The 22,908-nt window shown below is 70.4% G+C and carries 14 protein-coding genes and 2 pseudogenes; 7 read left to right on the top strand and 9 right to left on the bottom strand.

Annotated features, from left to right (window positions below):
- Positions 1-121: 121 nt before the first annotated feature.
- On the bottom strand, positions 122-958 hold the full coding sequence (locus ABZ208_RS17760) for a LuxR C-terminal-related transcriptional regulator (RefSeq protein WP_356910385.1): 837 nt from the start codon (positions 956-958) through the stop codon (positions 122-124).
- Between the two features lie 127 nt (positions 959-1,085).
- Here ABZ208_RS17760 and ABZ208_RS17755 point away from each other — a divergent pair, with 127 nt between their 5' ends.
- The gene (locus ABZ208_RS17755) at positions 1,086-2,768 is read left to right on the top strand and encodes an AMP-binding protein (RefSeq protein ID WP_356910384.1); all 1,683 of its coding nucleotides are present in this window, start codon (positions 1,086-1,088) and stop codon (positions 2,766-2,768) included.
- Complete coding sequence (locus tag ABZ208_RS17750; protein ID WP_356910383.1) at positions 2,765-4,393, top strand: AMP-binding protein; 1,629 nt, start codon at positions 2,765-2,767, stop codon at positions 4,391-4,393. Before ABZ208_RS17755 ends, ABZ208_RS17750 begins: the two co-directional genes overlap by 4 nt.
- Positions 4,394-4,743: 350 nt before the next feature.
- Here ABZ208_RS17750 and ABZ208_RS17745 read toward each other — a convergent pair whose 3' ends face one another.
- Together ABZ208_RS17745 and ABZ208_RS17740 are read right to left on the bottom strand one after the other, a co-directional pair.
- A complete protein-coding gene (locus ABZ208_RS17745; protein ID WP_356910382.1) occupies positions 4,744-5,568 on the bottom strand; it encodes a TIGR04222 domain-containing membrane protein in 825 nt (274 codons plus the stop codon).
- A gap of 147 nt (positions 5,569-5,715) precedes the next feature.
- A complete protein-coding gene (locus ABZ208_RS17740; RefSeq protein ID WP_356910381.1) occupies positions 5,716-6,510 on the bottom strand; it encodes a hypothetical protein in 795 nt (264 codons plus the stop codon).
- Positions 6,511-6,806: 296 nt separating this feature from the next.
- Here ABZ208_RS17740 and gcl point away from each other — a divergent pair, with 296 nt between their 5' ends.
- Both gcl and ABZ208_RS17730 read left to right on the top strand, forming a co-directional pair.
- Positions 6,807-8,585 carry a glyoxylate carboligase gene (gene gcl / locus ABZ208_RS17735; RefSeq protein WP_356910422.1) on the top strand — a complete coding sequence of 593 codons (1,779 nt, stop codon included), beginning with the start codon at positions 6,807-6,809 and terminating at the stop codon, positions 8,583-8,585.
- 197 nt (positions 8,586-8,782) lie between these two features.
- Positions 8,783-9,361, top strand: coding sequence for a YdeI/OmpD-associated family protein (locus ABZ208_RS17730; RefSeq protein WP_356910379.1), 579 nt, complete (start codon positions 8,783-8,785; stop codon positions 9,359-9,361).
- 274 nt (positions 9,362-9,635) lie between these two features.
- Here the strand turns inward: ABZ208_RS17730 and ABZ208_RS17725 are convergent, their stop codons facing one another.
- Together ABZ208_RS17725 and ABZ208_RS17720 are read right to left on the bottom strand one after the other, a co-directional pair.
- A complete protein-coding gene (locus ABZ208_RS17725; protein ID WP_356910378.1) occupies positions 9,636-10,943 on the bottom strand; it encodes an MFS transporter in 1,308 nt (435 codons plus the stop codon).
- A gap of 921 nt (positions 10,944-11,864) precedes the next feature.
- Positions 11,865-14,234: an arylsulfatase gene (locus tag ABZ208_RS17720; RefSeq protein WP_356910377.1), complete on the bottom strand. Its 2,370-nt coding sequence runs from the start codon at positions 14,232-14,234 to the stop codon at positions 11,865-11,867.
- A gap of 330 nt (positions 14,235-14,564) precedes the next feature.
- Here ABZ208_RS17720 and ABZ208_RS17715 point away from each other — a divergent pair, with 330 nt between their 5' ends.
- Positions 14,565-15,563 carry a formylglycine-generating enzyme family protein gene (locus ABZ208_RS17715; protein WP_356910376.1) on the top strand — a complete coding sequence of 333 codons (999 nt, stop codon included), beginning with the start codon at positions 14,565-14,567 and terminating at the stop codon, positions 15,561-15,563.
- Positions 15,564-15,943: 380 nt separating this feature from the next.
- Positions 15,944-16,192 (top strand): annotated as a pseudogene (locus ABZ208_RS17710) (glycoside hydrolase family 15 protein); the annotation flags it as partial.
- A gap of 459 nt (positions 16,193-16,651) precedes the next feature.
- Here ABZ208_RS17710 and ABZ208_RS17705 read toward each other — a convergent pair.
- On the bottom strand, positions 16,652-18,016 hold the full coding sequence (locus ABZ208_RS17705) for a glutamate decarboxylase (RefSeq protein WP_356910375.1): 1,365 nt from the start codon (positions 18,014-18,016) through the stop codon (positions 16,652-16,654).
- A gap of 211 nt (positions 18,017-18,227) precedes the next feature.
- Here ABZ208_RS17705 and ABZ208_RS17700 point away from each other — a divergent pair.
- A pseudogene (locus tag ABZ208_RS17700) lies at positions 18,228-18,827 on the top strand (GMC oxidoreductase); the annotation flags it as partial.
- 31 nt (positions 18,828-18,858) lie between these two features.
- On the opposite strand, the gene ABZ208_RS17695 reads toward ABZ208_RS17700, so the two are convergent.
- From ABZ208_RS17695 to ABZ208_RS17685, 3 genes are all read right to left on the bottom strand, one after another.
- Positions 18,859-19,902: a cytochrome d ubiquinol oxidase subunit II gene (locus ABZ208_RS17695; RefSeq protein WP_356910374.1), complete on the bottom strand. Its 1,044-nt coding sequence runs from the start codon at positions 19,900-19,902 to the stop codon at positions 18,859-18,861.
- Positions 19,899-21,383 (bottom strand): cytochrome ubiquinol oxidase subunit I, encoded by a 1,485-nt coding sequence (locus ABZ208_RS17690; RefSeq protein ID WP_356910373.1) that lies wholly within the window; start codon positions 21,381-21,383, stop codon positions 19,899-19,901. The genes ABZ208_RS17695 and ABZ208_RS17690 overlap by 4 nt, the downstream gene beginning before the upstream one ends.
- Before the next feature lie 95 nt (positions 21,384-21,478).
- A complete protein-coding gene (locus ABZ208_RS17685; RefSeq protein ID WP_356910372.1) occupies positions 21,479-22,903 on the bottom strand; it encodes an NAD(P)/FAD-dependent oxidoreductase in 1,425 nt (474 codons plus the stop codon).
- Positions 22,904-22,908: the final 5 nt, after the last annotated feature.

The raw sequence follows: 22,908 nt of genomic DNA, 5'->3' as shown, positions 1-22,908 counted from the left end.
CGACGGCGTGCTCCCGGCCAGTACGGGCCCGTGCCGCACCGCGGGGATCACCACCGGTCGCCAGGGTCCCGCGCCCGGATTCCTGACCCGCAGCGCGGACCGGGACACCGCGCCGCCGCCGTCACGGCAGGAGCCCCGCCCGCTGTGCCGCCACCACCGCCTCCATGCGCGTGTGCGCGCCCAGCTTGCGCATCGCCGACCGCAGATAGCCCTTGACCGTCTCCGGCTTCAGGCCCAGCCGGTCCGCCGCCGTCGCGTTCGTCGCACCCTCGGCAAGGCACGCCAGCACATCCAGCTCCCGCGGCGCGAGCGTGACCCTGTGCGCGCGGTCGGCCGCCCCCGGGGACGCGGCGGCCGCCAGCCGCCCGCACACGGCCAACAGCTCCGCGCGCAGCTCCTCGTCGGCGATGCGCGGCGCCAGCGCGCGCAGCTCGCCGTGCACCTCCCGGACGACCTCCAGCGCCCCCGTGCCGCGCGCCACCGGCTCCCGCGCCACGACCAGCAGCCGCTGTACCTCGTCCCGCACCACCAGGGTCTGCTCCACGTCCCGCGCGACCGCCAGCGCGGCGCCCAGGGTGCGCTCGCCCAGCGGCACCGGCGTACGCAGCGCCCCGTACAGCAGGCCCCGCACCCGGCGCCGCACGACGACAGGCACCGCGACCACCGAGCGCAGCCCCTCGGCCGCGACCGCCGCGTCGTACTCGTGGCTGATGTGCCGCGCCGACGGGTAGTCGGTCACCGCGCACGGCCTCGCCAGGGCCATCGACTTGCCGCCGAGACCGTTGCCCGCGCAGATGGCGAGACCGCGCAGCGCGCTCGTCGCAGTTCCGTTCAACTCGGCGATGCGCAGCCGGCGGGCGTCGTGCAGCAGCCCGCCGAACGCGACGGGCAGCCCAGTGGTGCGCCGCAGCCGCAGCAGCGCCGACCGCATCTCGACCGCTTCGTCGGGTCCGCTCACGCGTTGATCCTCCTGCCGGCACCCACCGGTACTCACTCGGGCGACAGAGCACCCCCGTACGGGGGTAGTGAGATGTGCGGCACCGATTACACGATGTCGATCGACGGTCCCGCAATGAGGAGGACACATGACGTCTGGCAGCGCGACCGAGAGGTTCCGGGCCGCACGGGACTTCCTGCTGCAGCACCGGGAGGACTACGCAGGCGCGTACGACGGCTTCGAGTGGCCCCGGTTCGAGCACTTCAACTGGGCCCTCGACTGGTTCGACGTCATCGCCGAACACAACGACGCACCGGCACTTCAGATCGTCGAGGAGGACGGTCCCCGCTCCCGGTTCTCCTTCGCCGAGATGTCCGCACGCTCCAACCGGGCCGCGAACTGGCTGCGCGCGCAGGGAGTGGGTGCCGGCGACCGGATCCTCGTGATGCTCGGTAACCAGGTCGAGCTGTGGGAGGCCGCGCTCGCCGCGATGAAGCTGCGCGCCGTCATGATCCCGGCCACGCCGCTGCTGGGACCGGCCGACCTGCGCGACCGGATCGAGCGGGGCCGGGTGCGCCATGTGATCGTGCGCGCCGAGGATGCCGCGAAGTTCGCCGAGGTGCCGGGCGAGTACACCCGGACCGTCGTCGGCGGCGGCGGCGGGACCGAGGGGTGGCTGCCGTACGAGGAGGCGTACGCGTGCCCCGACAGCTTCGAACCCGACGGGCCCACCCGCGCCGACGACCCGCTGATGCTCTACTTCACCTCCGGCACCACCGCCAAGCCCAAACTCGTCGAACACACTCATGTCTCCTACCCGGTCGGCCACTTGGCCACGATGTACTGGATCGGCCTGAAGCCCGACGACGTGCATCTGAACATCTCCTCGCCGGGCTGGGCCAAGCACGCCTGGTCCAATCTCTTCGCCCCCTGGAACGCCGAGGCGTGCGTCTTCATCCACAACTACACGCGGTTCGACGCGGGTCGGCTGATGGCGGAGATGGACCGTGCGTCGGTCACCAGCTTCTGCGCCCCGCCGACCGTGTGGCGGATGCTGATCCAGGCGGACCTCAGCTCGCTCACCACGCCCCCGCGCGAGGTGGTGGCGGCCGGTGAGCCGCTCAACCCCGAGGTCATCGAGACCGTGCGCCGCGAGTGGGGCGTGACCGTCCGTGACGGTTTCGGGCAGACCGAGACGGCCGTGCAGGTCTCCAACAGCCCCGGTCAGCTGCTCAAGGCGGGCTCGATGGGCCGGCCGAGCCCCGGCTACATTGTGGAGCTGCTCGATCCGGTCACCGGGAAGCCGGGTGCCCAGGAGGGCGAGATCTCGCTGGACCTGTCCACCGCTCCGGTCGGCCTGATGACCGGCTACCACGGGGACCCGGAGCGCACCGCCGAGGCCATGGCCGGCGGCTACTACCGCACCGGCGACGTCGGGGCGCGCGACTCCGACGGATACATCACGTACGTCGGGCGCTCCGACGACGTGTTCAAGGCGTCCGACTACAAGATCTCGCCGTTCGAGCTGGAGAGCGCGCTGCTGGAGCACGAGGCGGTCGCCGAGGCCGCGGTGGTTCCCGCACCGGACCCGGTGCGCCTCGCCGTACCGAAGGCGTACGTCGTGCTCGCCGAGGGATGGGAGCCAGGACCCGCGACCGCGAAGCTGATCTTCGAACACTCGCGTGCCGTGCTGGCGCCCTACAAGCGCATCCGCAGGCTGGAGTTCGGCGAGCTGCCGAAGACCGTGTCGGGGAAGATCCGCCGGATCGAGCTGCGCGAGGCCACGGCCGAGGGATCGGCCGCCGAGTACGACGAGGGAGACATGCGATGACGGAGCTGTCCTACGCGCACGGGACCGGCACGGTGCCGCTCATCGGCGACACGATCGGGCGCAGTCTGGACCGGGCGATCGCCGCGTGGCCGGAGCGTGAGGCGCTTGTCGACGTGGCGCAGGGCACCTGCTGGACGTACGCGGAGTTCGGCTCCGCCGTGGCCCAGCTGGCGCGCGGCCTGCTCGGCAGCGGGGTCGCCAAGGGCGACCGGGTCGGGATCTGGGCGGTCAACTGCGCGGAGTGGGTGCTGGTGCAGTACGCCACGGCCCGTATCGGCGCGATCATGGTGAACATCAACCCGGCGTACCGGGCCCATGAGCTCGAGTACGTCCTCAACCAGGCCGGCATCTCGGTGCTGATCGCCTCGCAGACCCACAGGAGCAGCGACTACAGGGCCATGGTGGACGCGGTGCGCCCCGCCTGTCCGGGGCTGCGGTCCGTGCACTACATCGAGGACGGCTCCTGGGACATGCTGCTGGACGCCGCCCAGCGGGTCCCGGACGAACAACTGGCCGCCCGCGAGGCAGAGTTGTCCTGCGACGATCCGGTCAACATCCAGTACACCTCAGGTACCACCGGCTTCCCGAAGGGGGCCACGCTCTCCCATCACAACATTCTCAACAACGGTTACTTCGTGGGGGAGTTGATCGCCTACTCGGAGCAGGACCGGATCTGCATCCCGGTGCCGTTCTACCACTGCTTCGGCATGGTGATGGGCAATCTCGCCGCCACGTCGCACGGCGCCTGCATGGTCATCCCGGCCCCTTCGTTCGACGCCGCAGCGACGCTGCGCGCCGTCGAGCAGGAGCGCTGCACCTCTCTGTACGGCGTGCCGACGATGTTCATCGCCGAGCTGAACCTCCCCGACTTCGCCACGTACGACCTCAGTTCGCTGCGCACCGGCATCATGGCGGGCTCGCCGTGCCCGGTGGAGGTGATGAAGCGGGTCGTCGCCGAGATGAACATGGCGGAGGTGTCGATCTGCTACGGCATGACCGAGACCTCGCCGGTCTCCACCCAGACCCGGCGCGACGACGACCTGGAGCGCCGCACCGGCACGGTCGGCCGGGTGCTGCCGCATGTCGAGGTCAAGGTGATCGACCCGGTGACAGGCGTGACCCTGCCGCGAGGCGAGGCGGGCGAACTGTGCACGCGCGGCTACAGCGTGATGCTCGGCTACTGGGAGGAGCCGCAGAAGACCGCGGAGGCGGTGGATGCGGGCCGGTGGATGCACACCGGCGATCTGGCCGTGATGCGCGAGGACGGCTATGTGCAGATCGTCGGCCGGATCAAGGACATGATCATCAGAGGTGGTGAGAACGTCTACCCGCGCGAGATCGAGGAGTTCCTGTACTCCCACCCGAAGATCGCGGACGTCCAGGTGGTCGGGGTGCCCGACGAGCGGTACGGAGAGGAGATCCTGGCCTGTGTGATCCCGCGCGACCCGGCGGACCCGCCCACGCTGGAGGACATCACCGCGTACTGCCGCGAGCAGCTCGCCCACTACAAGATCCCGCGCCGTCTGGAGATCCTGACCGGCTTCCCGATGACGGTCAGCGGCAAGATCAGAAAGGTCGAACTGCGCAGGCAGTACGGCTCCGAGCACGCTGACGAGCGCGGCTGACAAATGCCCTCGGGCCGAGCCGGTGGTCCGCCCCGGTCCGAACGGCGGGCTGCGCACCGCGGAGCGGACGGGCGCCGGTCCGCTCCGGGACGAACGCGCCGTAGCCGGCCCGACGGGGGCCGGCTACGGCGGGGTCAGTTCTCGGCATCGGCCTTGTCGCCTCCGGTGTGTTCGAGCGGGCGGCACCGGCCTTCTCGAGCGCGGATCCCGTGACGGCGTCTCCTTCGGGCCGGGAGGGTCCACGCACGTGCCCGGGGGCGCGGGGCGCTGCCGCCGCCCAAGAGCTCGGGGCAGCGGGGCGGGCCGCACGTGCTGGTGCACCGCGCGGGTGCGGCATGCTCGACCAGCCCTCAGTCACCCGAGCCCGCCCCGCAGCCGAAGGATTCGGCGCCCGTGGGCCTCGGGTCCGCTGCGGTGTTGAACACCGCGATGCCGGTGTTCCGGCTGCCGTGGCCGAGCAGCCCGCCGTCCCGGGCGAAGTGGGGGACGTACCGCTGCAGCGCGCGGTCCCCGTACAGGGCCACGGACATCAGGGCGTGCTGCTCGGCCGCGGCGCCGCGCGGCGGTCGCCGCTGAATCGGCCGGCGTTCGCGCAGGGACTCGAGCAGCCGGCGGGCCGCGCGGGTTCGGCGGGGGATCGCCCACAGGGCGGCGGCCACGGCCAACGGCACGGTCGAGATCGCCAGCTGGAGCGGGGTGTTGGGGGCGGTCATCGGCCTGACCAGCAGTCCGGCGACGATCGTGAGCGGTACGGCGCAGAGCAGCACGCGGGCGGCGCGCCACCGTGCGTTGGCCCGCAGCAGTCCGGCGGCGGCGCACTCGTCGCGCAGTGCGTCGAGCGCCTTCTGCACGCGGGGGACGGTGACGACGACCCGCACGCCGACGGGGCGCCGCAACGAGGTGTGCACGGCGAGCTGGAGCCGGTCGCGTACGGCGACGTGCGTCCAGCCGTCCGTCCGGACCGTGCCGTGCCGCCCGGTGGTCACCACGCCGCGTTGGTGCAGCGCGACGAGCGCCACGACGACCGCCGCCCGGCGTCCGCCGCGCAGCAGGGCCACCGACTGCGGGCCCGGCGTCTCGACGACGACCGGCGCACCCGGCAGCAGCAGCAGCGCGGCGGCAGCCGCCAGGCACGCTCCCGCAGCACCGATGAACCACCACATGTCCAAGGGCATCGCGCCCACCTCCCCCGAGCCGCGACCGTGCTGGTGTTGTGCCCGGTCGCGGGCGGTGGTGAAGCACGAAAGTCCTGGTTCAGAGCTTTATTTGAGGTTCGGCGTTTTGCTTGGGGTTCAGGCCGATTCGTGCGTCACCTGGCCGTGTCACCCGCCGGCGGAGATCAGGTCGTCCGCGGGGCCGTTCACCGGCTGGGGGCAGCCCGTGAGGTCCAGAACGAAGAGCGGGACGCCGAGGGTGTCCGCGCGGGCCCGTGCGTCGTCCGCATAGCCCGCGAGGGAGAAGAAGACGCTCTCGGCCGACGCGCTCAGCCCGTTCAGCCATAGACACTCGATGTCGCGCAGCGTGGCGGGCCGGGTGGACGGGTCGACCTGGGCGACCAGGCCGGGGCCGTGCAGATCGATCCCGGAGAGCGGCCTGACGTCCGGCTGGACCACGTCGCGGAAGCCCAGCCACTTGAGATAGAGAGCTGCGGCGGTGACCGCGTCGCGGGCGGTGCGGATGGTGACCGGCCGGAAGGTGGGGCGCCGCGCCGCGACGGCGGTACGCGGCAGCGGTACGTGTACGGGCCCGTCGGCCGGGTCGTGCCGCCCGGAGGCTTCCGTGGGCTCCGGGCCGGATGCGGGCATCGTGCCGGACGCGATCTCCGTCATGGACGCGGGCTCCGGCGCGGATACGCGGTCCGGGTGGACGGCGATGCGCAGGACCGTCCCGCAGGGGCAGCCGAGCTCGGGCTGCGGCCACTCGTCCCGGCGGTCGCACTCGGGGCAGCGCACAGCCACCCAGTCGTCCGTCCATGTGCGGTGGGTGATCGGCTCCGGAGTGGCGGGGCGTACCAGCGGGGGCACGAGCGGGGCGCCGCAGGCGCACGGATAGACCGGCGGTGCGTACAGGTGGTCCCGGCGGCAGGCCGGACAGCGCACCGGCACGCTCTCGATCATCACTGGCCCCCTTCCGGCCGCTTCCCCAGGGCTGTGGTCCATCGTCCACCAACTGTGCGCACTTCGCGAGGCACTTCGAGGACTCGGCCGGTTCCCCCTGTCGGCCCGGACCGGACCGGCCCGCCCGGCGCCGCCCCTGTCTTGACGTCGTCACGGGGGCGTCCTACATTGCTTCCGTATAGCAGAACTTAACTTCCGCATCATGGAAGAACTCGGAAGCACTCGGAATCGAAGCTCTCAGGTGGCGCGACAGAGCCCGATCCGCCAGGCCGGAGCAGGAGCACCCCATGCCTCGTATGACCGCCGCCCGCGCGGCAGTTGAGATCCTCAAGCGTGAAGGCGTCACCCACGCGTTCGGTGTGCCGGGCGCGGCGATCAACCCCTTCTACAAGGCCCTCCAGGCCGGCGGCGGCATCGACCACACGCTCGCCCGTCATGTCGAGGGGGCGTCCCACATGGCCGAGGGGTACACCCGGGCCAACCCCGGCAACATCGGGGTGTGCATCGGCACCTCCGGCCCGGCGGGCACCGACATGATCACCGGCCTGTACTCGGCGATCGGTGACTCGATCCCGATCCTGTGCATCACCGGCCAGGCCCCGACACACGTGATCCACAAAGAGGACTTCCAGGCCGTCGACATCGCCTCGATCGCCAAGCCCGTCACCAAGGCGGCGACGACCGTCCTGGAGGCGGCCCAGGTGCCCGGCGTCTTCCAGCAGGCGTTCCACCTGATGCGCTCCGGCCGTCCCGGTCCGGTCCTCGTCGACCTGCCGATCGACGTCCAGCTGACCGAGATCGAGTTCGACCCCGAGACGTACGAGCCGCTGCCGGTCTACAAGCCGTCCGCGACCCGGGCCCAGATCGAGAAGGCGATCTCGTTCCTGCTGGAATCCGAGCGACCGCTCATCGTCGCGGGTGGCGGCATCATCAACGCCGACGCCTCGGACCTGCTGGTCGAGTTCGCGGAGATCACCTGCACCCCCGTCGTCCCGACCCTGATGGGCTGGGGCACCATCCCGGACGACCACGAACTGAACGCCGGCATGGTCGGCCTGCAGACCTCGCACCGCTACGGCAACGCGAACTTCCTGGACTCCGACTTCGTCCTCGGCATCGGCAACCGCTGGGCCAACCGCCACACCGGCTACAAGCTGGACGTCTACACCGAGGGCCGCACGTTCGTCCATGTCGACGTCGAGCCCACCCAGATCGGCAAGATCTTCGCGCCGGACTACGGCATCGCCTCCGACGCCAAGGCCGCGCTGGAGCTCTTCGTCGAGGTCGCCAAGGAACTCAAGGCGGCCGGCAGGCTGCCCGACCGCGCCACGTGGGTGGCCGCCACCAACGAGCGCAAGGCCACGCTGCAGCGCCGTACGCACTTCGACAACGTGCCGCTCAAGCCGCAGCGCGTCTACGAGGAGATGAACAAGGCCTTCGGCCCGGAGACGCGTTACGTCACCACCATCGGCCTCTCCCAGATCGCCGGCGCGCAGATGCTGCACGTCTACAGGCCGCGCCACTGGATCAACTGCGGCCAGGCCGGCCCGCTCGGGTGGACCATCCCGGCCGCCCTCGGAGTCGCCACCGCCGACCCGGAGTCCCCGGTGGTCGCCCTGTCCGGCGACTACGACTTCCAGTTCATGATCGAGGAGCTGGCGGTCGGCGCGCAGCACCGGATCCCGTACGTCCACGTGCTGGTGAACAACTCGTACCTGGGCCTGATCCGCCAGGCACAGCTCGGCCTGGACATCAACTTCCAGGTCAACCTGGAGTTCGAGAACATCAACGCCCCCGAACTCGGCGTCTACGGTGTGGACCACGTCAAGGTCGTGGAGGGCCTGGGCTGCAAGGCCATCCGGGTCACCGAGCCGGACCAGTTGCTGCCCGCCTTCGAGGAGGCGAAGAAGCTCGCGGCCGAGTACCGGGTGCCGGTCGTCGTCGAGGCGATCCTGGAGCGGGTCACCAACATCTCCATGAGCACCACGGCGGACATCAGCAACGTCGTCGAGTTCGAGGAGCTCGCCACGGAACCCGGCCACGCGCCGACGGCGATCAAGCCGCTGAAGGTCTGATCTGCCGGGGCCGGCCACAGCGGCGGCCCGAGGGGCCGTTCACCAAGGAGCCGTTCACGAAGGGGCCGTTCACCCGCAGAGGGGTGCACGGCCCCTTCCGCTTGTCGTGCGTCGGCCACGGGATTCTCGGCGCACCCGAATCAGGGCAGGGCCCGGCCGCCCGGTGCTCTAGCGTGAGCCGAAAGGAGGAGGTGCCGATGGAAACGCTGGACGGACTGCCGCTGCTCGGCTTCGCCGGTCTGACAGAGCTGGAGGCCTGGCTGGAGGAGCACAACGGTACGGTGCCCGGCCTGTGGGTCGAGCTCGCCAAGAAGGGCTCCGGGGTGCCCTCGCCGACCGCCGGCGACGTCAACGACGCGGCGCTCTGCTTCGGCTGGATCACCGGCCTGCGGCGCTCGCGCGACGATGTGCACTACCTGCAGAAGATCACGCCCCGCCGGCCGCGGAGCACCTGGTCGCAGGTGAACGTCAAGCGGGTCGAGGAGCTGACGGCACAGGGGCGGATGCGGGAGGCGGGGCTCGCGGAGGTTGCCGTGGCCAAGGCGGACGGACGCTGGGAGGCCGCGTACGTCTCCCAGCGGGACGCCACGGTGCCGCCGGACCTGGAAGCGGCGCTCGAGGCGAACTCGCGGGCGCGGGAGACCTTCGAGGGGCTCAACAAGACGGAGCGGTACCTGGTCGTCCTCGGCCTGCTGAAGGCCGGAACGGACCGCACCCGCAAGGCCCGCCTGGAACGGACGATCGCGGCGCTGGCGGCCGGCGAAAAGGTGCGCTGAGCCCGCCGTCAGCCGCGTGCAACGGACCAGGGCCCGCCCGCTGCCGATGTCCTGCCGGGTGATGCCCGGGTAGGCACCCCAGGGGTGTAACCGAGCAGGAAGCCCACCGCGGACGAGCAGTAGACGCCGAGGGTGTTCCGTAACGCAGCCCGTCCAAGGCCGCCTCCACCGCGGCGCGGTGGTCCTTCTCGGCCCTGGAGTGGACGATCAGGGTTGCGCCCAGGGTGCCCCTCGAGCAGCAGGGGTGATCGGGCGTTGCCGGCGGGGCAGGTGCTCAGGTGACAGCGTCGCGGTCGGGGTCGATCAAGGTGAAGGCGGCGAGAGCGCCCAGAAGCAGAAGGACGCCCGTCAGCACGACAGCGCTCTGGTAACCCGTCGCGCCCTGGGTGTCGACCAGGCGTCCGACGAGGGCGGGGGCGAGCAGGCCGGCGGTGGTCACCGTGGCGTTCATCGTGCCGAGGGCGCCGCCGCGCCGTGCGGGCGGGGCGAGTTCGGAGACGGTGGTCACCGCCACGGTGGCGAAGGATCCGCCCAGGCCGAATCCGACGACCAGCAGCGCCGTCTTCGAACCGGTGCCGTCCACGAGGGGAACGGTGAGGCAGGCGACCGCGCCGAGGAACAGCAGGATGCCGCCGACCCGGCCGCGCGCCCAACGGCTGCTGACCCCGCGCCGCATGAGCCACCCGGTGAGCGCCGCCTGGCCGAGCAGCACGAGGGCGCCGAGCACCCAGGGGAGAGCCACCAGCTTGGTGGAGGCGGCGGAGGAGTGGCCGAGGCCGTTGTGGAGGTAGGAGGGCAGCCAGACCAGCGTCAGTGCCACGGCCCAGTAGGTGGTGAAGTACGCGGCGGTGGTGCCGATCCAGGTGCGGGTGCCGAAGATCCGGCGGTAGGCAGGCTTGGCCGCGGATGTGGCGGGCACGTCTGCGGAGCGGGGAGGCGGAGAGTCTGTCTCGTCGGTCGGGTGTCGGCCGTCGGCGCCCAGCAGGACCCACAGCAGGGCCCACAGCACACCGGCGGCCGCGACCACCCAGAGTGCGGCGCGCCAGCCGTGGTGGTCGATGACCCAGCCCAGCCCGGGGGCGGCGGTGATGACGCCCAGCGTCACGCCGAGCGTGACGAGTGCACCGGGGAGGTTGCGCCGATGATTGGGGAACCAGGACATCGCGGTCTGCTGGGCCACGGGGAAGGCGGGGCCCTCCGCGGCGCCCAGCAGGATCCGTGTGCCGATCAGTACGGCCAGGCCGCCGCCCAGTGCTGACGGCGTCTGCGCCACCGACCAGAGCACCGCCATGGTCAGGAGCAGCCACTTCGGCCGCACCCGGTCGGCGAGCAGCCCCACGGCGCCGGCGGATACCGAGAACAGGAGGAAGAACGCGCTGTTTGCGAGCCCGAATTCGGTGGCGGACAGGCCCATGTCCTGGCGGATCTCGTCGGCCGCGAGGCCGAGTACGGACTTGTCCGCGAAGTTGACCATCATGAAGACCACGAGCATGCCCGTGACGATCCAGGCCCTGATGCCGGGGTCCTGAGCCGCTGGTGAGGCCTTGGCGAGCTGTGTGGCGGGGGTTTCGGCGGCGGTCACGGGGAGTCCTCCGAGGGGACGCTGGGCAGGGTGAGGCCAGCCGGGCAGGGGCTGGCACGTGCCGCCCCGCCGGTACGGCAGCAGAGCGGGGCGCGGAACACGGGGGCTCAGGAGAGAGGAACTCCCGCGACGGCGACGCTCTCCCTGACGCGCCGCTGCGGTAGTTGCTGTCCCGCCAGGGGCGACCATCGATTCGTTACCAGAAGTATCGATATCTCGAGGCGCCCCAGCGAGGGGTTGCGGACGGAATTTTCAAGAGCACCAGAGGTCCAGCTCACGGCCCGGGCTGAACCGACGAGCCCAAAGTGCGCGCCATGCCCGGCATGGCGGCGCTGCCGGTCAACCTGCTTGCCGACCGGACGGCCGAACAGGGACGGCAGCGGCCGCACCTGGCCGGGCAGCAGCTTCGGCGGCACGATCGCACTCTTCGCAGCGGGCCGGGCCGCGAGCGCCACCGCAGCTTCACCGAACCGAATTCCGGCAGGGCGACGTCACGGCCCTGCGCGCGACGATTCCGGATTCAGGGCTGTCACCGGCCTCGGACGCGGTGACAAATGCCGCGCCCATCCAACCGGTCCGGTCGTTATCGGCCGGCGCGAGCGCGACCCCGTCCGGCCCCTGCGCACGGCTGACGCGGCACGCGAGCGGATTCCCCGGGCCGAACCCGTGACATTGCCCGGCTGCAGGCGCATGCCCTTGAGTGACGACCCGGCGTTCATCACGTCCGTCGTCCTGGACACCGGCGCAGCAGCGAAAGCCGTGACGTCACGCGAGGCCCAATGCCATCACACCCCACTCCCTCCGCGTCCCGCGGAGGGAGTGGGGTGACCAGGGTCGCCGAGAAACCCGAGGCGACGCGCCGTGCGATTCCGGTGAGCTTTCCGCGGTTGCCCTGCCCACCGGCACCGCATGTCCGACCCTTCACTGCCGGGACATGGCGATGCGCCAGCGTTCCTCGATCGGTATCAGGTGCTCCTGGTTGGCTGCGGCAGCGTCCACGTCGATCTGCACCCACCGGATCTCGCCGGTGAAGTCGTTGCCGCGGGCCGGGTAGTCCGGCGTGACGGGCGAGCCCGATTCGCGGCCCACGTGGGTCGTCTCGTCCATGGAGAACACGAGGGGTTGGGTCACCGGCAGCTGCCCGCGGCCGACCTCGTCACCGTCGACGTAGAGCGTGACGGTGCCGCCCTTGGCCAGGCCGGGGCCGTCGTAGTCGAACTCCATCCGCACCTGGTACTCGCCCGCCGGGAGCTTCTGTTCGGAGCCGACGTAGAAGTGCCGCAGGCCCACCAGGTTGTAGCAGTAGCGCAGTCGGCCGTCGCGTGTGTAGAGGCTCCAGCCGCCGGCCAGGCCGCCCTGGGACAGGATGACGCCCTCGGCACCGTCCTGCGGGACCACTACCTGAGCGGTGACGGCGTGGCTCTTGTTCTTGATGTTGATGACCGAGCTCTCGTTGAGGTGGCCCATGCCCGGGAAGAGCACCTGGGTGTTCCCGCGGATGAGCTGGGGCCGGCCGGCCAGGTCGGGGTTGAAACGCTCGGCCGCCCGGTCGTCCAGCGGCAGCACTCCGTGCTTGGCCGCCTCGATCAGCCACAGCCGCTGCAGTCGGTGGAGCATCTCGGGCTGCTCGGCGGCGAGGTCGCGGGACTGGGTCCAGTCGTCGGGCCCGTACAGCTCCCACACGTCGTCGTCGAAAGTCACCAACTGCGCTCCCATCAGCTCCCAGGGCGTGCGGTGCTTGGTAACCGCGGTCCAGCCGCGGTGGTAGATGCCGCGGTTGCCGCCGATCTCGAAGTACTGCGTCTGGTGCCGTTCGGGCGCGGTTGTGTCGTCGAAGGAGTAGCCCATGCTCACGCCTTCGATGGGGGCCTGGGTGACCCCGTGCACCGTGGTGGGCTCGGGCAGGCCGGCCGCCTCCAGGATGGTCGGCGCGACGTCGATGACATGCGCGAACTGCTCGCGGAGTTCGCCCCTGCCGGTGATGCGGGCGGGCCAGTGCACGATGGTGCCGTTGCGGGTGCCGCCCCAGTGCGAGGCCGCCTGCTTGGTCCACTGGTACGGCGTGCACATCGCGTGCGCCCATCCGACCGCGTAGTGGTTGTAGGCGCTGGGAGTGCCGAACTCGTCCACCTTGGCCCGCAGGAAGTCCGTCGACTCCAGCGCGCTCAGGCCGTTGAAGTTGATCGTCTCGTTGAAGCTCCCGTGATGGGTGCCCTCGGCCGAGGCGCCGTTGTCGCCGATGATGTAGTAGATCAGTGTGTTGTCGAGCAGTTCCAGGTCGTCCAGGGACTGCACGACTCGGCCGATCTGGGCGTCGGTGTGGGCCAGGAAGCCGGCGTAGACCTCCATCTGACGGGTCAGCACCGGCTTGAGGTCGTCGGGCATCTCGTCCCAGTGCGGGATCTCCGGGTTGAACGCGGTCAGCTCGGCGTCGGCCGGGATCACGCCGAGCTGCTTCTGCCGTTCGAAGATCTCCTCGCGCAGCGCGTCCCAGCCGGCGTCGAAACGGCCCACGTACCGGTCGCACCACTCCTTGGGGGCATGGTGCGGGGCGTGGGTCGCGCCAGGAGCGAGGTACAGGAAGAACGGGCGGTCGGGCTGCAGCGCGTGCTGGCGGCGGATCCAGTCCACACTGCGGTCGGCGAGGTCCTCGGTCAGGTGGTAGCCCTCCTCCGGGGTGCGCTCGGGCTCCACCGGAGTGGTGCCCTCGTACAACGCGGGGTAGTACTGATTGGTCTCCCCGCCGACGAAGCCGTAGAAGTACTCGAATCCGCTGCCGGTCGGCCACCGGTCGAACGGGCCGGCCGGGCTGGTCTCCCACACCGGCACCTCGTGACACTTGCCGAACTGCGCGGTGGCGTAGCCGTTGAGCCGCAGCGTCTCGGCCAGCGGCGCCTTGGAGTTGGGCCGGATCGTGTTGTATCCGGGCGCGGAAGTGGCCAGCTCGGTGATGGCGCCCATACCGACCGAGTGGTGGTTGCGGCCGGTCAGCAGCGCCTGACGGGTCGGCGAGCACAACGCGGTGGTGTGGAACCGGTTGTAACGCAGTCCGCCGTCGGCCAGCCGCTGTGCCACCGGGGTGTCGATCGGGCCGCCGAACACACTGGAGGCGCCGAAGCCCACGTCGTCGAGCAGGATCACCAGGACATTCGGCGCGCCCGCAGGCGGTCGCAGGGGCGTGATCGGAGTGAACGACGCCTCCGGGTCCCGGGCGTCGTACGTGGTCAGCCCGGGCCGGGGGCGGTCGGGCATGGGGAGGGCGGTGCGGGGGAGATCGTCTTGCGAGGGCACGGGGCCCCTCCTGTCCGGGGGTCGGTGATGCGACGGCGCAGGCCGCCCGGGGAGGCCGGGCGGCGGCGGTCACGGCCGCAACGCGGTCGTCAGGTCAGCGGTGAGCGCCGTTCCGGCCTGGCGGGCGGCTGCGGCGGGTTGACGGCTCCTGGCATGGATGGGACCTTAACGGAACTGGCAGTAACGTATCTAGGGGGTCGCCGGTGACCGCAGCAACGCTCGGGGATCATCGGCTGACTCCCGCACCACCTGCACACCGCCGCCTCTGCCCGGGCAGGAAAGGCAGACGGCGGCCTGATCCTCGTACTCCGCAAGGCCTGGGTGACGCCGATGAGTGAAGTGCCGACCGTGACCACGCCGCACCCGGACCACACCTCACATCAGCAACCCGACGGCATGGTGTGGATTCCCGGTGGCCGGTTCACCATGGGGTCGGACCGCCACTACGAGGAGGAGGCTCCGGCCCACCCGGTCGAGGTCGACGGGTTCTGGATCGACCCGCGTCCGGTGTCCAGTGCCCAGTTCCAGGCCTTCGTCGAGGCCACCGGGTACCGGACGCTCGCAGAGCGGCCCGCGGACCCGTCCGTCTATCCCGGTGCGGACCCGGCCATGCTGGCGCCGGCCTCGGTGGTCTTCACGCCCCCATCGCATCCGGTGGACCTGAGTGACCCGTACCAGTGGTGGTCGTACGTGCCCGGCGCGAACTGGCGCCACCCTGGCGGTCCAGGCACATCCCTGCGCGGGCTTCTTGATCACCCCGTGACACACGTGGCCTGGCCGGATGCGCTCGCCTACGCGCAGTGGGCCGGCAAGCAGATCCCCACCGAGGCCGAATGGGAGTACGCCGCGCGCGGCGCCCTGCCCCACAGCGAGTTCGCCTGGGGAGACAAGCTCAACCCGGGTGGCCGGCACATGGCCAACACCTGGCAGGGCGCATTCCCCCACGAGAACCTGATGCTGGACGGCTACAGCGGCACCTCGCCGGTCGGGGCGTTCCCGGCCAACGGCTATGGCCTGTACGACATGATCGGCAACGTGTGGGAATGGACGTCCGACTGGTACGCCGACCACCGGCGCCTCGCAACCACCGCCCCGACCTGCTGTGGCACACCACCGCCGCGCGTCAACCCGGCAGGCGGAGAGGAAGCGGGCAGCTTCGAACCCGGTCAACTGCACGAGCGCATCCCCCGCAAGGTCATGAAGGGCGGCTCGCACCTGTGCGCGCCGAACTACTGCCGCCGCTACCGTCCTGCCGCACGCCTGCCGCAGCCGATCGACACCTCGACCTGCCATCTGGGATTCCGCTGCATCGTGCGTCCCGCGGCCTGAACCGCCGCAGGCCACGAGTCACGACGGACCGTCCCGGCGACGCAGCCGGGCCGACACCGAAGGCACGTCGCCGTCGAGGACGACGGCGGCGCTGCTATGGCCTGCCCGGGAAGCGGAGCGCGCGCCTTTCCAGGTGGCAAGTGGGCCGCAGGTCGGCGCACGAATGATCTGCCCCTCCCGGACGCCACGGCGCTTTCATCTGCCTCCGAAGCGCCCGCTGCGCCGACTGATGTAGTGCCGGACAGGCCGCTGGAACCTGAGCACCGATGTCGGCAGCCGCAGGGATGGTCTCCATCCTCAGCCTCCGTCGCTCGACCGACGGCCGAAGGAGGTGGCGCAGTGCCCGTACGCCACGGCCGGAGCCGCTTGCGCCCGACCGCTCGGAGGGCACCTTCAGTCTGTGCACCTTCCTCTACGTCGACGCACTGGCCCGGGCGGGGCGGCTGGCCCAGGACCGCTACACCTCCGAGAAGATGCAGACCTACGCCAACCACGTCGGGCTGTTCGCCGAGGAGGTGGGTCCGAGCGCGGAACAACTGGGCGACTTCCCCCGGGCGTTCACCCACCTGTCCCTGATCATGGCCGCCAACACCCTCGACAAGGCGCTCGACGCGGAGGACGGGCGCTGACCCATGGTCACGCATTCCCGTCCGTCAGGGGCGACCAGGGTGCCGGACGCACGCACTCCCACCCAGGTGCCGGCCGCCACCCGCGAGGTGCGTACCGGCCGGACATCACGCTCGCCGCGCCGGTGGAGTCGCCGCCTGGTCCGGACAACCGGAGCCCGCGAGGCACCGGCTGAGCGGACAGCCGGAGGAAGACGCCTTGCGGGGGCTCCACTTCGCGACGGACAGCTCTGCGATGAAGGGTCCGATGTTTGGGCTGGTCGCAACCATGCGAAGGGCGCCCGTTGGCTCGTGTGTGACTACCCGCCTGGACGCCCGCCTTGCGGCACGGTACGTCTTCATCGACGACCATGTGGCCCCCGGTCGCCGGATCGGACGACCGAAACCGACGGGGCCCGGCGACGTTGCTCCTCGCCGGCAGGGAGCGGCTTGATCGCCCGTCCCTTGGGGTGCCGGCGGGAGTCAGTAGCCGGTGCCGCGGTGGACCTGGGCCCGCTCGACCTCGTGGGTCGCACCCTTGCGGTCCAAGGTGTCACACGCGTCGGCGATGTCCTGGGTCAGGCGCTCGATCTGCTCGCGGCTCAGGGTCTCCTTGACCAGGGCACGCAGGATCTTCACCCGCTCGGCGTTGGGCGGGAGCGTGTACGCCGGCACCATCCAGCCCCGCTCGGCCGAGAGCTGCCAGGCGATGTCGGACTCGTCGTAGGCGTGCTTGCCGGCGAGGCGGAAAGCGACCAGCGGCAGCTGCTCGAGGTCGCTGCCGATCACTTCGAAGCGGCCGCTGCTGCGCAGGTTGTCCGCCAATGCGCGGGCGTTCTTCTGCATCGTCTCCATGACGTAGGTGTAGCCCTGGCGACCGAGCCGCACGAAGTTGTAGTACTGCGCGAGCACCATCGCCGCGCCGGTAGAGAAGTTCAGCGTGAACGTCGCGTCGGTCTTGCCCAAGTAGTTCTCGTAGAACACGAGGTTCTCGGCCAGGTCGGACTCCTCGCGGAAGACCAGCCAGCCGATGCCGGGGTAGACCAGGCCGTACTTGTGTCCCGAGACGTTGATCGAGCGGACCTGCTCGAGCCGGAAGTCCCATTTCGAATCCGGGTAGAGGAAGGGCCACACGAAGCCGCCGCTGGCGCCGTCAACGTGGATCGGGATGTCGAGGTCCCGCTCTTTGCGTACGTCCCGCAGGAGCTTGTCGATCCCCACGACGTCGTCCTTGTGGCCGGTGAACGTGGTGCCGAGGACGGCGACGACGCCGATCGTGTTCTCGTCGAGGTGGGGCTCCACGTCCTCCGGGCCGATCGTGTACTTGTCCTCGGCAAGCGGCACGATCCGCGGCTCGACGTCGAAGTAGCGGCAGAACTTCTCCCACACGACGTGGACGTCGCCGCCGAAGACCAGGTTGGGCCGGTCGACCGACAGGGTGGCCGCCTGGCGGCGCTCCCGCCATTTCCACTTCAGCGACAGCGCGCCGAGCATGATCGCCTCGGACGAGCCCTGGGTCCGACATCCGGTGGTCTTGCCCGGCGCGTGGAAGAGGTCGGCGAGCATGCGCACGCAGCGCCGCTCGATCTCGGCGGAGATGGGGTACTCCGCGTGGTCGATGAAGTTGCGGTGGAGGTTTTCGGCGATGATCCGTTGCGCCTCCGGCTCCATCCAGGTGGTGACGAACGTGGCGAGGTTGCGCTGCGGGTCGCCCTCCATGACGAGGTCCTCATCCAGCAGCCTCATGGCGTCCGTCGCGGTCATGCCCTCCTCGGGGAATTTCTCCGAGGGAGCGGGCGCGGTCAGGAAACGGTTGCCGAACAGGGCCGCGGCGTCGCTCTTGGTCATGCCGACGACTCAACCACGTCCGGAGCGGGAGCCAGGCTCAGGACCTGTGGATCGGGCTTTGCATGCACGCGAACGGCGTACCTCCCGAGTGATCGACTCAAGTCACCAAGTAGGCCATCGCCGACGCGGCGAACGCCGTGCGGGCGACCCGGCGAATGTGCACCTGTTCGGCTCCCGTCGGACCGCCGCCCCCGAGACCGACCGACAGCTTCAGAAGACCCTGGCACTGCACGACCGGTATCTGGGGGCGGACGACTGGGACTTCCCGCTCGGCGGCATCCAGATGCTCGGCAAGTCGGACGCCGACCAGATCCACGGCGAGGCGCCGCGCTGGGCCGGCGCGGTCTCGCCCGACATGCCGTTCGAGATGCCGGCGCACCACGCCGTCGACTTCTGGCTGTGCGGTGAGGATCTCCCGCTGCCCGAGAGCCGCGTCACGCTCGACAAGGACGACGCCATCCACCTGGCTCTCGACGAGAAGAACAACATCGCCGGTCTGAAGCGCCTCCAGCACAAGCTGCAGGGAATGCTCGGCCACTTGGGCATGCACGAGCACCATCTGCTGTCGCACAGCATCTATCTGCACAAGGGCATGCCCATCGGGGCCACCGCGCACCAGGCCGGCACCATCCGGTTCGGTGACGACCCGGACAGCTCCGCACTGGACACGGACTGCAAGGCCCACGAGCTCGACAACCTCTACGTCGTCGACACCAGCTTCTTCCCGAGCATCGGCGCGGTCGCCCCGTCACTGACGGCCATCGCCAACGCTCTGCGGGTCGGCGACCACATCGCCGCCCGGCTGTGCTGACGGGGTGCCGCAGTGCTGCGGCGCGGCGTCGCTACACGTTGTCCCCGGGGGCACGGGCGGCCCGAGTGTCGGCGTCGGTGAGGGGCTCGAGCTCCCCCAGCGTGTCGAGCCGGTACAGCAGTACCAGCGCCGGGCCGACCAGCACGATCGCGATGAGCGTGACAATGGCCAGCCAGCGAAGGGTGTGAGCAGCGCCGGCCGCTTCGGCCACCGTCAGCGAAGTGGGCAACAGGTAGGGGCTCTGTGCGAAGCCCCAGGCGCCAACGGTCAGGGCGACGCTCGCCACCGAGGTGTAGCGGGACCAGCCGTAGGACCTGCGCAGCAGAAGCAGCACCGTCGCAAGCCCGCCGACCGCGGCCAGGACGACCAGCAGCAGGCCCCAGCCCCCGGTGAGGCCCTCCCAGACGTACTGGGCGTCGCTATGGGTGACCGGCAGGGCGATGAGTGCGAGGACGACGACGGCGGCGAAGGCGAGCAGCGCCCGCAGTCGGAAGTATTCGACGAGGTCGTCGGCGCCGAACCGCCGGGCGTCGGAGCAGAGGAACACCGCCCCGAGGAACGCGGTGGCTGCGATGGCCAGCAGCCCAGTGAGGACGGAGGTCGAATTGGCCCAGGCGTCCGCGGAGGCCGTCGTCCCGACCGCGACCCGACCGGAGGCGATGCCGCCGAGCACCGCCCCGAGGAAGAAGGGCGTGAGCAGCGATGAGATGGCGAACATCGCACCGTAGACCCGCCGTTTGGCCAGGCGGCGGGACGGCTTGCGCAGCGCGAATCCGGCACCGCGGAGCACCAGGCCTACAGCCGCCAGCGCCAGCGGCAGCCACATTGCCTCGAAGACGGCCTGGAACATCGTCGGGAAGCCGGTCCACATGACGACGAAGACGAAGATCAACCAGACGTTGTTGACCTCCCAGACCGGCGCCATCGCGTGATCGATGAGCCAGCGCGGCCGCTTGCCGCGATCCGCCCCGCCGGCCATGAGGTCCCAGAAGCCCGCACCGTAGTCAGTACCCCCGGCACAGGCGTAGGCGGCGATCGCGGCCACCAGGACCCATGCGATGAGCTCGGCCATCATGACGCACCGTCAGAGGTGCGGTCGGCGCCGCCACCAGGCGCGGCCCCTGCGGCTGTGGGCTCGGGCTTGCTTCTGGGCCCGTAGGGGGTGTCGGTCTCAGGGTGCAGCACGGCGCGCGCGGCGGCTGAGCCCTCGTCGGCGATGCGCCAGCGAGTTCGCATCTTCAGGACGATCGCGAGGAACGAGCCGAAGACGGCGACGTACACAATGATCACGATGCCGAGCATCGCCCACAGCGTTCCGGCGCGGGTGTCGGTCACCGCCTCCGAGACCCTCATGTGGTTGTAGACGATCCAGGGTTGGCGGCCGACCTCCGTGGTGATCCAGCCGCACTCCACGGTGATCAGGCACGCGGCTCCCGCGACTGCCGCGCAGCGGAAGAACCAGCGGCTGCGAGGGAGGTCCCGGTGTCGCAGCCAGGACCAGGCGTACCAGAGCGCGAGCAGGATCAGCAGGCTGCCGACGGTGGCCATGATGTCGAACGCCCAGTGGACGATGTTGGCCTGGACGGTGGTGGGGCGGTCGGCGGCCGGCACCGATGTCAGCCCGGTCACCTGGGTGCTGGGCTTGAAGCCGGCGAGAATGGAGTCCAGCTGAGGGATCTTGATTCCGCCTGAGATCGTCCCGTCGCTGTTCAGCCGTCCGAAAATGTACTCGGGCACGTGAGTGTCCGTCTTCCAGACGATCTCCATGGCGGCGAACTTGATCGGCTGCTTGTGGAAAACGGAACGGGCGGCCGAGTCGCCGAGCATGAACTGCACCGGTGTGAGGATTGCGGCCACCGTGAAGGGCAGCGTGAAGCCGAGCCGGTGGTACCGGTCGCGCCGCCCCCGCAGCCAGCCAACCGCGTACACGCCGGCCACCACATAGCCGGCGGTCAGGAACATCGCGACCACGAAGTGCCAGTACTCGGGGCCGAACATCGGCGTGAAGATCGCCTGCCGCACATTGACGTCGACGGGATTGCCCCGGGCATCGAGGCGGAACCCCTGAGGGGTATTCATCCAGGAGTTGGCCGCGATGATGCCGAACGCACCCATCAGTGCGGCCAGCGGCAACGGCACGGCCAGCCAGAAGTGTGTCCAGGGCTTGAGCCGGCGCCAGCCGTAGAGGTAGATCGCGATCAGGACCGCCTCCAGGAAGAACGCCCAGGCCTCAACGCCGAATCCCAGCCCGAAGACGTCGCCCCAGCGGCCCAGCATGCCGGGCCACAGCAGGCCGAGCTCGAAGGACAGGACAGTGCCGGTGACGACGCCGATGGCGAACTGGACGGCCATCACCGCCGACCAGCGCCGCGCGAGCTTAAGGGCGACGGCGTCGTTGCGGCGCAGCGCCCGGTAATGCATGAGCACCGTGATGAAGGGCAGTGCCACTCCGAACGGGACCAGCAGGATGTGCGAGGCCAGGGTGAAGGCCATCAGTTCGCGAGCCGGCAGGAGTTGGGGCGGGGTCTCCGCCAGAATGGCCGCTGTGCTGAGCATGTGCGCCTCGATGGTCTGCCCCGCGGGGCGCGGGGGCTGAGGAACGACAGGGTGCGAAGGGGCGGCAGCCGGGACGTGTCGGCCGGGTGCCGTGGTCAGAGAGGCGGTGGGGCCTTCTGCCCGGGCGCCCGCCTGGGCCAAAGGCGCCTGGGCCAACGGCGCCGTGCCTTCGGCCCGGGGGCCCGGGCAGCCGACGCGTCGACGTCGGGCGAGGTGAAGGCGCCCGACGCGTCGACGTCGGGCGAGGTGAAGGCGCGCTCGCGTCGCGAGCTGCTGGCGAAGGCGACGGACCAGCTGAGCACCGCGCCCAGCCTGCTGCGGAATCCGGTGAGGAAGGCCAGATGGATGAAGAGCCAGGCCAGCCAGCCGGGCACCCCTGAAAGGTGCAGCGGGCCCACCTTGACGACAGCCCGGCCACGGGAGATGTACGCGGCGCTGCCGAGGTCCCAGTACTTGAAGGGCTTCGGCTGCTTCGTCCTGCACTCCACCGCGTGGCGCACGACCCGGCCCGCGTATGCGCCCGACTGCATGGCGACCTCGGCCAGCCCCGGCAGCCGGTTCAGGCTCATCACATCGCCCGTGACGCGGATCTCCGGATGGCCGGGGAGCGTGAGGTCGGGTTCGACGGCGATACGTCCGGCGCGGTCCTGGGTGGCGCCGGTTGCCCGGGCCACCGCGGCGGCGATGGGCGGCGCCTCGACCCCCGCCGTCCACAGCACAGTCCGAGCCTCGAACCGGGCGGTCGCACCGTCCGCGTCTTGCACCGTCAGGCCGCGGGCGTCGACATCGGTGACCCTCGTGCCCAGGTGGAGCTCCACCCCGAGGCTCTGAAGGGTCCGGGCAGCGCGATGGGCCAGTGGGCGGCCGAACGCGCCCAGCACCTCGTCGGACCCCTCGAAGAGCAGCACCCGGGCCTGGGCGGAGTCGATAGTCCGGAACTCCCGATCGAGCGTGTGACCGGCGATCTCCCTGATCTGTCCTGCGAGTTCGACACCGGTCGGCCCGCCGCCGACCAGCGCGAACGTGAGCCACTGCCGCCGCTCCCTGGCGTTTGTGGCCGTTTCGGCCATCTCGAACGCCCGGTAGATCCGTCGGCGGATGTCCAGCGCGTCGTTCAGCGTCTTCATGCCGGGGGCGTGCGTGGCAAACTCGTCATGCCCGAAGTAGGACTGGCGCATGCCGACCGCGACGATCAGATCGTCATAGGGCAGCTCGACGGCACCGCCGTCGGGTCGTCGGGCGTGGACGAGGCGGGCTTCGACATCCACGTCGGTGGCTTCGGCGAGCAGGCAGCTCACGTTGTGGTGGCGTCGTAGCACCGCGCGGAGCGGTTGCGCGATCTGGCCCTCGGACAGGATTCCGGAAGCGCACTGGTAGAGCAGCGGTTGGAAGAGGTGGTGGGCGCGGCGGTCGACCACGGTCACCGCGACCGGCGACCGGCGTAGGGCGCGGGCGGCGAACAGTCCGGCGAAACCCCCGCCGAGGATCACCACCCGGCGAGGCGTGACATGGTCCTGCATCGGAG

The organism is Streptomyces sp. NPDC006208, assembly GCF_040613775.1.
GTDB lineage: Bacteria > Actinomycetota > Actinomycetes > Streptomycetales > Streptomycetaceae > Streptomyces.
The sequence above is the reverse complement of the archived record's forward strand: the minus strand, read 5'-3'. Positions and strand labels throughout refer to the sequence as shown.